The sequence below is a fragment of the Rhizobium johnstonii 3841 genome, assembly GCF_000009265.1.
Classification (GTDB): Bacteria; Pseudomonadota; Alphaproteobacteria; order Rhizobiales; family Rhizobiaceae; genus Rhizobium; species Rhizobium acaciae.
In genome coordinates this window covers 458568-471484 of sequence record NC_008384.1, presented here as the reverse complement: position 1 = coordinate 471484, position 12917 = coordinate 458568, and the positions used below count along the sequence as shown (strand labels likewise).

Here is a 12917-nt window from a genome sequence, read left to right as displayed (position 1 = left end):
GAGTCCCTATGGCTTTCCTGCTTCGCCGCCTCGTCTTCTACATGGCAGCCTTCATCGCGGCAGCGACGATCAATTTCTTCCTGCCCCGTCTGATGCCGGGCGATCCCGTGCAGATCATGTTTTCGAGTGCCGGCACCGAATTGCCGCCGGAAAGCCTGCAGGCGCTGAAGCTTACCTTTGGTTTCGTCGACGGTCCGCTCTGGCAGCAGTACCTCACCTATCTCGGCAGCATCTTCACCGGCGATCTCGGCCGCTCGATCAAATATTTTCCGCTGCCCGTTACCTCGGTGCTCGGCCATGCACTCGTCTGGACCGTCGGCCTGATGGGCACGGCGACGATCGTCAGCTTCGCGATCGGCACCCTCCTCGGCATCGTCGCTGCCTGGCGCCGCGGCAGCAAGTTCGATGTCGTCGTCTCCGTCGGTGCCATCTTCGCAACCTCGGTACCCGCCGTCGTCACCTCGCTGATCGTGCTCTTCATCTTCGGCTTCACGCTCGGCTGGTTTCCGAACGGCTATGCCGCCGACCCGTCGCTCGATCCGGCCTTCAGCCTGCAATATATCAGCAGCCTCGCCTATCACGGCATCCTGCCGATGGTGACGCTCTGCACCGTGCTGATCGGCGGCTTCACCGTCACCATGCGCAACAACATGATCAACCTGCTCGGCGAGGACTATATCGTCATGGCCCGCGCCAAGGGCCTTTCGGACCGGCATGTGATGCTCTGGTACGCGGCGCGCAACGCCCTTCTGCCGACCGTCTCCAGCCTTGCCATCGCCATCGGCACCATCCTCGGCGGCTCGCTGGTGACGGAGGTCGTCTATAACTATCCCGGCCTCGGCAACATTCTCTACCAGGCGATCCTCGCCCGCGATTACCCCGTCATTCAGGGCCAGCTCCTCATCATGACCGCGACCATGCTGATCGCCAATTTTATCGTCGACGTCAGCTATGTGCTGCTCGATCCCAGGCTGAAGGGAGCGTGAGATGAAGACCCTGCTTCGAAACCGCAAGGCGCTCACCGGTCTCGCCATCATCGCCTTCATCGTCCTCGTCGCGATCGCAGCGCCGCTGCTAACGCAATACGATCCCGCCGCCCGTACCGGGCGGCCGCATCAGGCTCCGTCGCTCGATCATATCCTCGGCACCACGCGCATCGGCCAGGATGTCTTCGCCCGGCTGATCTACGGTGCCCGCACCTCGCTTGCCGTCGGCTTCGGCGCCGGCCTGCTGATCACGCTCGTCGGCACCGCACTCGGCATCATCTCCGGCTATCGCGGCGGCAAGACCGACGAGATCATCAGCTTCTTCACCAATATGGTGCTGGTCGTTCCCAACCTGCCGCTGCTCTTAGTGCTTGCCGCCTTCATCGGCCAGGCAAGCCCCCTCGTCATCGCCCTCATCCTCGGCGCCACCTCCTGGGCCTGGGGCGCACGCGTCACCCGCGCCGAAACGCTCTCCGTCAAGCAGAAGGATTTCGTCAAATCGGCCGAGATGATGGGCGAGCCGCAATGGCGCATCATGACATTCGAGATCTTTCCCAACGTGATATCGATCGTCGGCATCAATTTCATCGGCAGCGTCATCTTCGCAATCATCACCGAGGCGACGCTGGAATTCCTCGGCCTCGGCGATCCGAGAGCGATCTCCTGGGGCACCATGCTCTACAATGCGCAGAAGGCTTCGGCCCTTTCGGTCGGCGCCTGGTGGGATATCCTCACCCCCTGCTTCGCGCTCGCCTTCCTCGGTATCGGCATGTCGCTCTTGAACTTCGCCGTCGACGAGATCGCCAATCCGCGGCTGCGCACCGGTAATCATCTAAAGCGCTGGTCCCTGCTCGTCCGCTCCGGGGAGGGCCGCCTGTGACGCAGCCGCTGCTCTCGGTGAGGAACCTCACCATCGACTATATCGGCGAGGAGAAGGATTTCCGCGCCGTTGACGATGTCAGCTTCGATGTCGCGCCCGGCGAGGTCTTCGGCCTTGCCGGCGAATCCGGCTGCGGCAAGAGCACGATCGCTTTTGCCATCAGCCGCCTGCATAAGCCGCCGGCGCTGATCCGCAAGGAAAGCCGCATCCTGCTCGACGGCCGCGACGTGCTCGGCCTCGACCGGCAGGCGCTCAGCGCCTTCCGCTGGCGCGAGGTCGCCATGGTGTTCCAGAGCGCCATGAATTCGCTGAACCCGGTGCTGCGCATCGAAACGCAATTCTACGACATGCTGCGCACCCACAAGAACATGAGCCGTGCTTCAGCCCGCGAGCGCACCGCCGAGATGCTGACGCTCGTCGACATCGCGCCGGATCGCATGCGCGACTACCCGCACCAGTTTTCCGGCGGCATGCGCCAACGTATCGTCATCGCCATCTGCATGGCGCTCGATCCGAAGCTCGTCGTCATGGACGAGCCGACGACGGCGCTCGACGTCGTCGTCCAGCGCGAGATCCTGCAGCGCATCAATGAATTGCGCCGCAGCTTCGGCTTTTCCGTGCTGTTCATCACCCATGATCTCGGGCTGATGGTGCAGTTCTGTGACCGCATTGGCATCATGCTATCAGGCCAGCTGGTGGAGCAGAACACGGCCGAGGCGATCTACAGGACGCCAAAGCACGACTACACGAAGAAGCTCTGGGCCTCCTTCCCCTCGCTGCATGGAGGAGCGCTGCTATGACCGACGCCATTCTCGCACTCGACACGGTGACCAAGACTTTCGGCCATGGCTCCGGGGCCGTGCATGCGGCGCGCGCCATCTCGTTTTCACTGCATGCCGGCCGGGCACTGGCGCTCGTCGGCGAATCCGGCAGCGGCAAGACCACCTGCGCCCGCATGGCGATGCGCGAATATCTGCCGACATCGGGCCGGATTCTCTATAAGGGCCGGCCTGTCGAGGCGGCAAAATCCGCCGAGATCGCCCGCTACCGCCGCTCGGTGCAGATGATCTTCCAGGACCCCTTCGCCTCGCTGAACCCTGCCCACACCATCGCCCATCATCTCCGGCGGCCACTGAAACTGCACCGCCCGGAGATCAAGGGGGCAGAGATCGACGTCGCGGTCCGCGAACTGCTGCAGCGCGTCAGGCTCGATCCCGATCTCGTCGCGCCGAAATATCCGCATGAACTCTCCGGCGGCCAGCGCCAACGCGTCAACATCGCTCGCGCCTTGGCCGTCAAGCCGGAGGTGATCGTCGCCGACGAGCCGACCTCGATGCTCGACGTTTCGGTCCGCCTCGGCGTGCTGAACCTGTTGAACGAGATGAAGCAGGAGATGAATCTCGGCCTGCTCTACATCACCCATGATATCGCCACCGCCCGTTATGTCGCCGAGGACATCGCCGTGATGTATGCCGGCCAGATCGTCGAATGGGGCAGCGTCGCCAAGGTAATCGACAATCCGCTGCATCCCTATACAAGGCTGCTGCTCTCGGCCGTGCCCGATCCCGAGGTCCGGTTCGACGACCCGAAGGCCCGGCTGAGGCCAGAAGAGGTGGAGGACATCCGCCGCCGTTCGGCCGTGCCGCAGGACGAGATCATCGAAATGGAGCAGGATCATTTCATGCGGATGATCTGAGGCCGGCTTGCTGGCCTCGTCGTCTGCCCTATGCTAGGGGACGCTTCCCTTCATATGAGGCGAAACCGTCATGCTGCCCTGGATCCAGCTCGATTCCGCGACCATTCCCGGTGAAAACGGCGAATTGCGGCTGAAGCAGCGCGGCAGCGAGTTCTCGATCATGCTCGGCGCCAACGAGCTGATGAACAGCCGCCTCAGCGGCTCGGAAGAAGCGCTGGCGACCCTTTCCTGGGATCGGATCAAGTCGCACGCCAAGCCAAGGATGCTGATCGGCGGGCTCGGCATGGGCTTTACCCTGCGCGCCGCTCTCGCTGTCCTTCCCGAGGATGCCGGCGTCACCGTCGCCGAACTGGTGCCTTCAGTCGTCGCCTGGGCGCGCGGGCCGATGGCCGAGGTCTTCAAGGGCTGCCTCGACGATCCGCGGGTCGGCATCCATCAGGGCGATGTCGGCGAAGCGATCCGCGCCGGCAAGGCTGCCTATGACGCCATTCTGCTCGATGTCGATAACGGCCCTGATGGCCTGACCCGCAAATCCAACGACCGGCTCTACGACTTCGCCGGCCTTCGCGCCGCCAGCGACGCGCTGCGCCCCGGCGGCGTGCTCGCCGTCTGGTCGTCCGGCCCGGATCCTGATTTCACGCGACGTCTCAAGGGCAGCGGTTTTGCCGTCGATGTGGTCAACACGCGCGCCAACGGCAAACGCGGCGGCGCCCGCCACGTCATCTGGCTGGCCGTCAAACCGGTGAAATGACGCTCAAGCAGAAGCGATCCTGCGGGCGGCATTGATGGCGCGGCGGGCGCCGGAGCGCAGCTGCGCTGTCTCGGCCCCGGCAATGACCAGATCGAAACCGAACTTCAGCAGTTCACCGGCCCGCTCGCCATCACCGGCGAAGGCGCAGGCGAATTTGCCATGGGCGCGGCAGCGCGAAACCGCATGCTGCATGGCGCTGTCGATCTCGGCGGCGTTCGGCGCCACCTGGTCGCCGTTCGAGAGTGCGATCGAGAGATCGGAGGGACCGATGAAAATGCCGTCGATGCCGGTAACGCCGAGGATGCCGTCGATCGCCTCGAGTGCCGCCCGGGTCTCGATCATGGCAATGGCGACGGTAAGCGCGTTGGCGTTCTTCAGATAATCATCGGCCGACAGGCCGGTATGGTTGAGCGCCAGCGACGGTCCCCAGCTGCGTTCGCCGAGAGGCGGGTATTTCGTGGCCTTGACGAAGGCTTGCGCGTCTTCGGCCGAATTGATCATCGGCGCGATGATGCCGGAGGCGCCGGCATCGAGCAGGCGCGAGGCGGAAGCGAAATCGCCGACCGGTATGCGAGCCAGCGCCGGCTTGCCAGCAAGCCGAACCTGGGCGACGGCGTTCGCGGCCGAGGGCATGTCCCACATGCCGTGCTGCATATCCAGCACGATGGTGTCGAAGGACTCCTGCGCCAGGTGATTGGCGAGCGTGGCGTCGGGAATACCGATCCAGGCGGAGATCATGCCGCCCCGGTGCTCCCTGATCCGGTCCGCAAAGCCGTCGATTTCAGCTGCGCTCATGCCATTCTCCTCAGTTCGACAGGCCGCCAGCGGCCAGATATTTCACCTCGGGGAACTCTTCATCGAATTCCCTCAAAGCCATGCACGGGTTGCCGGCTCATCCTCTCCGGCGCAACCGCGAAATAATGATTGTCACGGCGATCCCCGCTGCAGCCATGATGCCCCCCCAGAGAACCCAGATACTTTGGTTGATCATGAAACTGGATGACGGATAGGGAAAATAGCCGCTTCCCTGTGCGATCCAGATCAGTCCCAGGAGGATCATGAGCAATCCAACGACGTATCCGACGGTTCGCGACATGCTTCGGCCCTTCCCTATGAATCGATGCCACAATGTCGATCGGCATCGGTCATGACAAGGCTTCTCTCCTGAGAGCGAACATATTCCGGATGCAATGACGCGCCAGCCTCGGTCCGAATGTCATGTCCTGCCGACTTGATCCACCAGCCAGGTGCTGAGCCTCTCGCTGTGAATGTTTGCCGATCGCGGCGGTATCAGCCAGTAACCGCGGTCGGGTGCATCGAGCGGCGGCCCGGCTTCCACCAGCATATGTGTGGAGAGAAGCGTATCGACCAGCCCCATCCAGCCGATCGCCACGCCCTGCTCGCTGAGAGCGGCCTGGACGACCAGCGAATAGGTGTTGAAACTGACATCACCGCGGCCGGCATGGAGATCGCGAGTAACGGAGAATTCGGCAAGATAACTTCGCCAGTCGAACCAGGGCGATGGCGTCGGCGAATCGAGGTGGATCAGGATCGCCTTGGCAAGAAGCTGCGGATTGTCGAACGGGCCATTGCGATCGAGAAAGCCTCGCGTGCAGACGGGCACGACCTTTTCCTGCAGCAGAAGCGACCCGATGGCGCCGAATTCCGCCTTTGTGCCGAAAACCACTACCACATCTGCGTCGTCACGAAAGCCGGGGTCAAGCCTCTGGGTCGCGACGATCTGTATATCGGTTTCGGGGTGAAGCAGGCGAAAACCGTGCATGCGCGGGATCAGCCAAAGCGCTGAAAAGGCATAGTCGGTTCTCAGTCTGACGACCGGCCTTTGAGCCTCAGTGCGGAAGCTGCGCGCCAGGGCATCAATGTCACCGACCGCCTTGGCCACGACCTGGAAAAGCCGCTCGCCTTCCGCGGTCAACTCGACGCCGCGATGCTGGCGGCGCAGCAGGGCGACGCCGAACTGCTCTTCCAGCCGCCGAATCTGATAGCTGACGGCAGGCTGCGTAAGGCCGAGACCTGCCGCCGCAGCCGAAAAGCTGCCGAGCCTTGCGACCTCCGCGAAGATGCGCATCCATCCCAGCTCAGGCAGCAGGCGGTCTGACATAAAAAATCCTTTTGGCAAACATCAAAAAAAGCCACCTTTACAAGCGGGATGATAGTGGTTTTGATAAGATCTGCAAATAGCAAGAGACGTCCCCTTCCAGCAAGACCGTCCCGGCCTTTGAGACCACAGGAGACAATTTCACATGGCGCGTCCGAATATCCTCATCCTGATGGTCGATCAGTTGAATGGCACGTTCTTTCCAGATGGCCCTGCCGATTTTCTGCATGCGCCGCATCTGAAATCATTGGCGGAGCGTTCCGTACGTTTCACCAACGCCTACACGGCAAGCCCGCTCTGCGCACCGGCGCGGGCCTCCTTCATGTCCGGACAATTGCCGAGCCGAACCCGCGTCTATGACAATGCGGCGGAATTTGCCTCCGACATTCCGACCTATGCGCATCATCTGCGCGCTGCCGGATACCAGACCGCACTTTCCGGCAAGATGCACTTCGTCGGCCCCGACCAGTTGCACGGCTTCGAGGAGCGCCTAACGACGGATATCTACCCGGCCGACTTCGGCTGGACGCCCGATTATAGCAAGCCCGGCGAGCGCATAGACTGGTGGTATCACAATCTGGGCTCGGTCACCGGCGCCGGCATTGCCGAGATCACCAACCAGATGGAATATGACGACGAGGTCGCCTACCACGCCGGCCGCAAGCTGTTCGATCTCGCGCGCGGACACGACGAGCGCCCCTGGTGCCTGACCGTCAGCTTCACCCATCCGCACGACCCCTATGTCGCGCGCCGCAAATTCTGGGATCTCTATGAAGATTGCCCGGCACTGGACCCGGCGGTTGCGCCGATTGCCTTCGAGCTGCAGGACGCGCACTCGCAGCGTCTGATGAAAGCCTGCGACCACGATGCTTTCAACATCAGCGATGAGCAGATCAGGCGGGCAAGGCGCGGCTATTTCGCCAATATCTCCTATGTCGACGAGAAGATCGGTGACATTCTCGGCGTCCTCGAACGGACCCGCATGGCCGAAAACACGATCATCCTCTTTGCCTCCGACCATGGCGACATGCTCGGTGATCGCGGCCTCTGGTTCAAGATGAACTTCTTCGAAGGATCGGCCCGCGTTCCGCTGATGATCGCGGCACCCGGCTGGCAGCCCAAACGGATCGACCAGCCTGTCTCCACGCTCGACGTGACGCCGACGCTGGCAGGTCTCGCCGGGATCGATATCGCCTCGCTGAAGCCCTGGACCGAGGGCGAGGATCTGGCAGCGCTGGCCGAAGGCACCGGCAGCCGCAGCCCCGTGCCGATGGAATATGCCGCGGAAGGTTCCGAAGCACCGCTCGTCTGCCTCAGGGATGGCCGATACAAGCTCTCGCTCTGCGAGAAGGACCCGCCGATGCTGTTTAATCTCGAGGCCGATCCCCAAGAACTCGACAATCTGGCGGCCGACCCGGCGCATGCCGAGATCTTGGCAAGGCTTGTCGAACAGGCCGGCCGACGCTGGAATCTTGCCGATTTCGACGCCGCCGTGCGCGAAAGCCAGGCGCGCCGCTGGGTGGTCTATGCGGCGCTGCGCAATGGGGCCTATTATCCATGGGACTACCAGCCGCTGCAGAAAGCCTCGGAGCGCTATATGCGCAACCACATGGATCTGAACGTGCTGGAGGAAAACCAAAGGTTCCCGCGCTAGAACAGGATGATTTTAGGCCGGGTCGGCCTAAAATCTGAATCCTCTTCTACATTATATAGTGAGAGCATGATGTCGTCCGAAAACCGCGCGCACTTTTCGGCATCTAGGAATGAGCGAGAAGTGCTTCTGATTTACGCCGTCTTGCGCGCCGGCGCCTCGCGCAGGAAATCCTCGATGAACGCCTTCTGCAGCAGGATGCCGTCCCATTCGTCCGGGAAGAAGGGTGAGTCGTAGATCAGCGTGAAAGGACCGTCGTAACCGGCCTTCTCGCACATCTCCAGGCACCTGCGGTAATCCTCGGCATCGAGGCCGGTAACGCCATAATCGGCCTTGGCATGGCAGATTTCCGCCCGGCCCATGATATCGGCAAGGCCCTGATATTTCGCCGGCGCCGCCCAGTTGCCGAGGTCGCCGTTGAGGCCGATCTTGCCGTCCAGCCGGTTCAGCAGCCAGTTCATTTCGACCGGCGACGGCAGCAGGTCGAACCAGTTCTCGACGACGACACGCACGCCGCTGCCTTCGGCCTTTCCGGCCAGCCAGTTCAGATGGTGGGCGGCGCGGATAAGGTTTTCCTCCGTCGGCTTCTGCTTGCCGGCGATGACCCGCATCCTCTCAGCCCCGAGGGCTGCGGCGATGTCGATCCACTCCGCCATCCATTCGACATCGCGTTCGGCCGTCTCCGGATGGCTCGGATCGCCGTCCTCGACGAGCAGCGTCTGGAACAGCACGTTCGAGGCCGCCATCGCACCACGCAAGTCGCTTATATAGCCGGCGTCGAGGCTCGGCAGATGGAAGGAACAGACCTCCAGCCGGTTGACGCCGCGCGCCGCGAGCGCCGCCGGCACGTCGATCAGCGCCGCGGCACCGGGGCCATATGGCTCTTTCGCCACAGCGCTTTTGTCGGGATCGGGACTATAGGCATGAACGGCGCCGAGCAGCCGATGCAGCGACCACGACGAAACCGCGAAACGTCCGTTTTGCAAAACCTGCACGTGTCTTCCTCCAATCTCCTCATGCCATCAATGGCAACTAAATCCCGGCGGTTCAATTGCCAATTCAGGCAAAATCATCGCGGATAACCGCCTCGGCGGCAAGCGCTGCACCCAGCAGCGCCTCGTCGCGATGGGGGGTGGCCGAAAGCAGCAGTCCAACAGGCATGCCAGCCTCGCCCGTACCGCAGGGAATGGAAACGCCGCACCAGTCGAGGAAATTGCCGAGCGCAGTATTGCGCAACGTCTTGTTGTTCGTCGCGAAGAACAGCTCGTCATCCTGCTCCAGCGGCCCGATCGGCGGAGCGACGTGGGCGACAGTCGGAAAGGCGAGCAGCCGGTCGCCGACGAGGCGCTCGACAACGGCAATCAGGCGGCTGCGCGCCTCCAGGATCGCCAGGTAATCCGGTAGCGTCGTCTTGCTTCCGAGACGCGTGCGCATGACGACGCGGTGATCCATCCTGTCCGCGTCCGCTCCCGCCAAGCGTTCCTGATGAAGCGCGAAAGCCTCCGCCGTGACCAGCGGACCATATCTCGTCATCAGCTCGAATATCTCGTCGAAGGCGGGGATGACGGTGCGGGCAACTTTGGCGCCAGCCTTTTGAAGACGCTCTAAAGCTGCTTCGAACGCGGCGACGACACCAGCTTCAGCGCCATCGAAGACGATATTTTCAGGCACGATGAGTTCCAGCCCTTGCAGGGGATGCGCAACGACATCGGGCGCCGTCAGGCCACGCATCGCCGCATCGATCCAGACCGCGTCCGTGACGCTGCGGCAGAGCGGTCCCAGCGAATCCAGGCTCTTTGCCAGCGGATAGACGCCTGCCATCGCATGGCGGCCGCGTGTTGCTTTATAACCGACGATACCGTTGAAGGCGGCGGGAATACGCACCGAGCCGCCGGTATCGGTGCCCATGGCGACCGGCACCAGCCCGGCCGCCACCGCGACACCGGCGCCGGAAGACGAGCCGCCCGGAATGCGCGGAAGATCAGTGCCGCGCGGATTTACCGGCGTGCCGTAATGCGGATTGATGCCGAGGCCGGAAAAGGCGAACTCGCTCATATTGGTGCGTCCGACGGCGACCATGCCCGCCTGCCTGAGCAAAGCGACGACAGCCGCGTCGCGCTTGGCCGGCATGTTCTTTGCCAGAACGACGGAGCCCGCCGTCGTCGGCAAGCCTTCAATGTCGAAGAGATCCTTCCAGGCAATCGGAATGCCGTCCAGCAATCCAAGCGAGCGCCCTCCCCGCAGACGTCGCGAGGAGGCGCGCGCCTCCTCCATCGCCCGGCTTTCGAGCAATGTGGTGAAGACCGCCTTGTCGGCATAATTCGCGATGGAATCGAAGACCGCCTCGGCCACCTCGACAGGATCGGCCGCGCCACCTTGAATGAGGACGGAAAGCTGCGCGACCGACATCGCGCCGAAGGATTTGCTCATGGGACTATCCAGAAGAGAGATGTGCCTCTCTGGACTACCCCGGATCATTCCGGTGAACCAGAGCTTCACGATATTTTGCATTTATTGGTACGATTTTTTGAACACTGAGTTTGAATATCGCCCCTTCAATTGCCACGATCGAAGACACACATGCTGCTCGCATGCGAAGTCGGTTCGGCACGAGGGTGAGAGTTTGCTCTGAGAACCCGGCTCCGCATGTGTTGCAGGAGTAATTAAAATGACAGATTGTGAAACTTTAAGCCGTCGCCAGGATATGGTGACCCTTCATGTAAAAGAGGACGAAACCGCCGGTTTAGGCGAACGCGATTATGTGGAACATGTCAGCGCCCAGAAGCTTTCGGCCTTCGAACGCATCGTCGTGGTCGGAGCGCTGGTTCTCTTGAGCTTTGCGGGTTTTGCCGCATATTCTTCCGGCAATACGGACCCGATGACAACATCGGCTATTGCTGCCCCGGCTGGCGATACCATGCCGGCTCATCCGGCCTACGGCCATTGCCGCGACAGCAGCCCCTACGCTGAGAGGGTCTGCTGATAGCAAAACATATTGCCGGGCGTGGAAACCTTGGCCCAGGCTGCATCGACAGCAGGAAAAGGGAAAGGACCATGGCCGGCGACATCGACTACAAGCTTCACCGCTTCATCGACGCACAGAACGGCATCTACGAGCGGGCGCTCTCAGAGCTGAAGGCCGGGCGCAAGACGTCCCACTGGATGTGGTTCGTCTTCCCGCAGATCGCCGGTCTCGGTACGTCGGCGATGGCCGAAAAATATGCGATCCGCTCGGCCGAGGAAGCCGCCGCCTATCTCGCCGATCCCATTCTCTCAAGCCGGCTGCTGCGTTGCGTCGAGGCGATCCTGTCGGTGGACGGCCGATCGGCGCACGAAATCCTGGGTTCACCCGACGACCTCAAGCTGCGCTCGTCGATGACCTTGTTTGCCGCGATCAGCGATCACGGTTCGCCCTTCCACCAGGTGATCGACCATTTCTATCAGGGAAAATTCGACGAACGGACGATAGAAATCCTCAGCGCCAACACAGATTGATTTTATGCCGGTCGGCTAAAATCTGAATAGTTATCTGCCCGGCCTGCTCTCCAGCGTAGCAATTTCCTCGGAAATTTCGCTCAACCGCTGACGCAGATCGCTGTCGGTGCCGTCATCGACCTCTTCCTCGCCGAAACAATAGCGCGCATCATGGAGCTCCAGCTTGGCTTCGAGCTCGGCGCGTTTGGCATATAGGCGTTTGAGATAGACGTAGTTCATCTCCTTGCCTCCACATCGCCCTCGGGTTAGTGTCAAAACGGCATGGAAGCGGTAAGGTTCCCCTCCCACACACTTGCGGTGCTCAGGCGAAAGAAGCGATCGCCGCGTGGCAGGCCTTGGCGAAATGACCGCAGCAGCCGGCAGCGCCCATGGCCTGGCGGCTGACGCGCGCGCCTTCGAGCAGCAGCGTCAAAGTATCGGCAAGAAGCTGGGGTTCGCGTGCGCCGGCCGCCGAACAGAGCGCGGCCAGGCGATCACGCTGTTCAGCCTTGTGCCGCTCGATCATTTCGTGGGCTGGATGGCCCTCGCCCTTCAGCTCGATGGCGGCATTGGCGAGATCGCAGCCGGCGGGCTCGCCGTTCAGACATTGCGCCCGCATCTCCACCCAGGCGTCCAGCTGGGCGCGCGGATTGTCGGGATAGGCCGATTCCAGATCGCGCCAGATGGCACCCGCCTTTTCGGAGGCGCGGCGAAGCGTTTCGCAGACGAGCTCATCCTTCGAGCCGAAATGCCGGTAGAGCGTCATCTTGTTGGTCAGAGCCGCGTCGGCAATGGCATCGACGCCAATGCCGCGAATGCCGCGCTCGCGGAAAAGCTCCGAGGCGGTCGAGACGATACGCTCCCGCGGCGGGATGCGATCTTCTGGAACGGCTGCGGGGATTTCATTCGAAGTTTCTGATTTTTTTGCGGACGTAGTCCTTGACATCAATGTGACCGATCGGTAACAAATGCATTGTTACTTACCGGTAACACCACGAAACGCGAAAGTCAATGCCGAGGGCATGGCAGCGAAAAGTGGAACACGGGCTACCGCCCACGAAAGGAGGACAACCATGACAAAGACCAGAGATGACCTGACGATATCCGAAGCCCTTCGCGACCCCCTGATCGCCATGGTGTTGCGCGCCGATGGCGTAAAGCTTGAAGACTTCAAGCAACTCCTGGAGACGGCCGCCCGCAAACGCGAACCGCGCTCGACATCGGTGGGCAATATGATCGGAGCGCTCGCAAGCCGCGCCAATCTGCCGGCAATGCCCTGCTTCGGCTGAAGAAGCCGCCTGACCAGCTTGGGGATCTCTCCCTGCCCCCGTCAAGGGCTGCCGTCTCGACCAGACGGCGG

At 62.0% G+C, this 12917-nt stretch carries 16 protein-coding genes; 9 read left to right on the top strand and 7 right to left on the bottom strand.

Annotation, left to right across the window (positions count from 1 at the left end; all coding sequences use genetic code 11):
* Positions 1-8 precede the first annotated feature (8 nt).
* The 5 genes from RL_RS31970 to RL_RS31950 all read left to right on the top strand — a co-directional run bounded on the left by RL_RS31970 (position 9) and on the right by RL_RS31950 (position 4313).
* Positions 9-986, top strand: coding sequence for an ABC transporter permease (locus RL_RS31970; protein ID WP_011655173.1), 978 nt, complete (start codon positions 9-11; stop codon positions 984-986).
* 1 nt (position 987) lies between these two features.
* Positions 988-1866, top strand: a complete 879-nt coding sequence (locus tag RL_RS31965) for an ABC transporter permease (RefSeq protein ID WP_011655172.1) — start codon at positions 988-990, stop codon at positions 1864-1866.
* Positions 1863-2666: an ABC transporter ATP-binding protein gene (locus tag RL_RS31960; RefSeq protein ID WP_011655171.1), complete on the top strand. Its 804-nt coding sequence runs from the start codon at positions 1863-1865 to the stop codon at positions 2664-2666. Before RL_RS31965 ends, RL_RS31960 begins: the two co-directional genes overlap by 4 nt.
* Entirely contained in the window at positions 2663-3562 is a 900-nt protein-coding gene (locus tag RL_RS31955) for an ABC transporter ATP-binding protein (RefSeq protein ID WP_011655170.1), read from the top strand. Before RL_RS31960 ends, RL_RS31955 begins: the two co-directional genes overlap by 4 nt.
* A 70-nt stretch (positions 3563-3632) precedes the next feature.
* A complete protein-coding gene (locus tag RL_RS31950) occupies positions 3633-4313 on the top strand; it encodes a spermidine synthase (RefSeq protein ID WP_011655169.1) in 681 nt (226 codons plus the stop codon).
* 3 nt (positions 4314-4316) lie between these two features.
* Here RL_RS31950 and RL_RS31945 read toward each other — a convergent pair whose 3' ends face one another.
* From RL_RS31945 to RL_RS31935, 3 genes are all read right to left on the bottom strand, one after another.
* Entirely contained in the window at positions 4317-5108 is a 792-nt protein-coding gene (locus RL_RS31945; protein ID WP_011655168.1) for an HpcH/HpaI aldolase family protein, read from the bottom strand.
* 97 nt (positions 5109-5205) lie between these two features.
* Positions 5206-5409 carry a hypothetical protein gene (locus RL_RS31940; RefSeq protein WP_028741808.1) on the bottom strand — a complete coding sequence of 68 codons (204 nt, stop codon included), beginning with the start codon at positions 5407-5409 and terminating at the stop codon, positions 5206-5208.
* 120 nt (positions 5410-5529) lie between these two features.
* Entirely contained in the window at positions 5530-6435 is a 906-nt protein-coding gene (locus tag RL_RS31935) for a choline sulfate utilization transcriptional regulator (protein ID WP_011655166.1), read from the bottom strand.
* Between the two features lie 142 nt (positions 6436-6577).
* Between RL_RS31935 and betC the strand changes: the two genes are divergently transcribed.
* A complete protein-coding gene (gene betC, locus RL_RS31930; protein WP_011655165.1) occupies positions 6578-8086 on the top strand; it encodes a choline-sulfatase in 1509 nt (502 codons plus the stop codon).
* Positions 8087-8217: 131 nt separating this feature from the next.
* Here betC and RL_RS31925 read toward each other — a convergent pair whose 3' ends face one another.
* The gene (locus RL_RS31925; RefSeq protein WP_011655164.1) at positions 8218-9078 is read right to left on the bottom strand and encodes a sugar phosphate isomerase/epimerase family protein; all 861 of its coding nucleotides are present in this window, start codon (positions 9076-9078) and stop codon (positions 8218-8220) included.
* Between the two features lie 64 nt (positions 9079-9142).
* Positions 9143-10513 carry an amidase gene (locus RL_RS31920; RefSeq protein WP_011655163.1) on the bottom strand — a complete coding sequence of 457 codons (1371 nt, stop codon included), beginning with the start codon at positions 10511-10513 and terminating at the stop codon, positions 9143-9145.
* Between the two features lie 274 nt (positions 10514-10787).
* On the opposite strand from RL_RS31920, the gene RL_RS31915 reads away from it, so the two are divergent.
* Both RL_RS31915 and RL_RS31910 read left to right on the top strand, forming a co-directional pair.
* Entirely contained in the window at positions 10788-11066 is a 279-nt protein-coding gene (locus RL_RS31915; protein WP_011655162.1) for a hypothetical protein, read from the top strand.
* Between the two features lie 71 nt (positions 11067-11137).
* Positions 11138-11578 carry a DUF1810 domain-containing protein gene (locus RL_RS31910; protein WP_011655161.1) on the top strand — a complete coding sequence of 147 codons (441 nt, stop codon included), beginning with the start codon at positions 11138-11140 and terminating at the stop codon, positions 11576-11578.
* Between the two features lie 30 nt (positions 11579-11608).
* Here the strand turns inward: RL_RS31910 and RL_RS31905 are convergent, their stop codons facing one another.
* Together RL_RS31905 and RL_RS31900 are read right to left on the bottom strand one after the other, a co-directional pair.
* Positions 11609-11797, bottom strand: a complete 189-nt coding sequence (locus RL_RS31905) for a hypothetical protein (RefSeq protein ID WP_003547852.1) — start codon at positions 11795-11797, stop codon at positions 11609-11611.
* A gap of 82 nt (positions 11798-11879) precedes the next feature.
* Positions 11880-12503 (bottom strand): TetR/AcrR family transcriptional regulator, encoded by a 624-nt coding sequence (locus RL_RS31900; RefSeq protein ID WP_003547850.1) that lies wholly within the window; start codon positions 12501-12503, stop codon positions 11880-11882.
* A gap of 127 nt (positions 12504-12630) precedes the next feature.
* Between RL_RS31900 and RL_RS31895 the strand changes: the two genes are divergently transcribed.
* A complete protein-coding gene (locus RL_RS31895) occupies positions 12631-12846 on the top strand; it encodes a hypothetical protein (protein WP_003547846.1) in 216 nt (71 codons plus the stop codon).
* Positions 12847-12917: the final 71 nt, after the last annotated feature.

What these genes read in the sequence shown, in the direction of transcription:
- RL_RS31970 (WP_011655173.1), top strand. Translation starts at nt 9, where the DNA reads ATGGCTTTCCTGCTTCGCCGCCTCGTCTTCTACATGGCAGCCTTCATC.
- RL_RS31965 (WP_011655172.1), top strand. Translation starts at nt 988, where the DNA reads ATGAAGACCCTGCTTCGAAACCGCAAGGCGCTCACCGGTCTCGCCATC.
- RL_RS31955 (WP_011655170.1), top strand. Translation starts at nt 2,663, where the DNA reads ATGACCGACGCCATTCTCGCACTCGACACGGTGACCAAGACTTTCGGC.
- RL_RS31950 (WP_011655169.1), top strand. Translation starts at nt 3,633, where the DNA reads ATGCTGCCCTGGATCCAGCTCGATTCCGCGACCATTCCCGGTGAAAAC.
- RL_RS31945 (WP_011655168.1), bottom strand. Translation starts at nt 5,108, where the DNA reads ATGAGCGCAGCTGAAATCGACGGCTTTGCGGACCGGATCAGGGAGCAC.
- RL_RS31940 (WP_028741808.1), bottom strand. Translation starts at nt 5,409, where the DNA reads ATGTCGCGAACCGTCGGATACGTCGTTGGATTGCTCATGATCCTCCTG.
- RL_RS31935 (WP_011655166.1), bottom strand. Translation starts at nt 6,435, where the DNA reads ATGTCAGACCGCCTGCTGCCTGAGCTGGGATGGATGCGCATCTTCGCG.
- betC (WP_011655165.1), top strand. Translation starts at nt 6,578, where the DNA reads ATGGCGCGTCCGAATATCCTCATCCTGATGGTCGATCAGTTGAATGGC.
- RL_RS31920 (WP_011655163.1), bottom strand. Translation starts at nt 10,513, where the DNA reads ATGAGCAAATCCTTCGGCGCGATGTCGGTCGCGCAGCTTTCCGTCCTC.
- RL_RS31915 (WP_011655162.1), top strand. Translation starts at nt 10,788, where the DNA reads ATGGTGACCCTTCATGTAAAAGAGGACGAAACCGCCGGTTTAGGCGAA.
- RL_RS31910 (WP_011655161.1), top strand. Translation starts at nt 11,138, where the DNA reads ATGGCCGGCGACATCGACTACAAGCTTCACCGCTTCATCGACGCACAG.
- RL_RS31905 (WP_003547852.1), bottom strand. Translation starts at nt 11,797, where the DNA reads ATGAACTACGTCTATCTCAAACGCCTATATGCCAAACGCGCCGAGCTC.
- RL_RS31900 (WP_003547850.1), bottom strand. Translation starts at nt 12,503, where the DNA reads ATGTCAAGGACTACGTCCGCAAAAAAATCAGAAACTTCGAATGAAATC.
- RL_RS31895 (WP_003547846.1), top strand. Translation starts at nt 12,631, where the DNA reads ATGACAAAGACCAGAGATGACCTGACGATATCCGAAGCCCTTCGCGAC.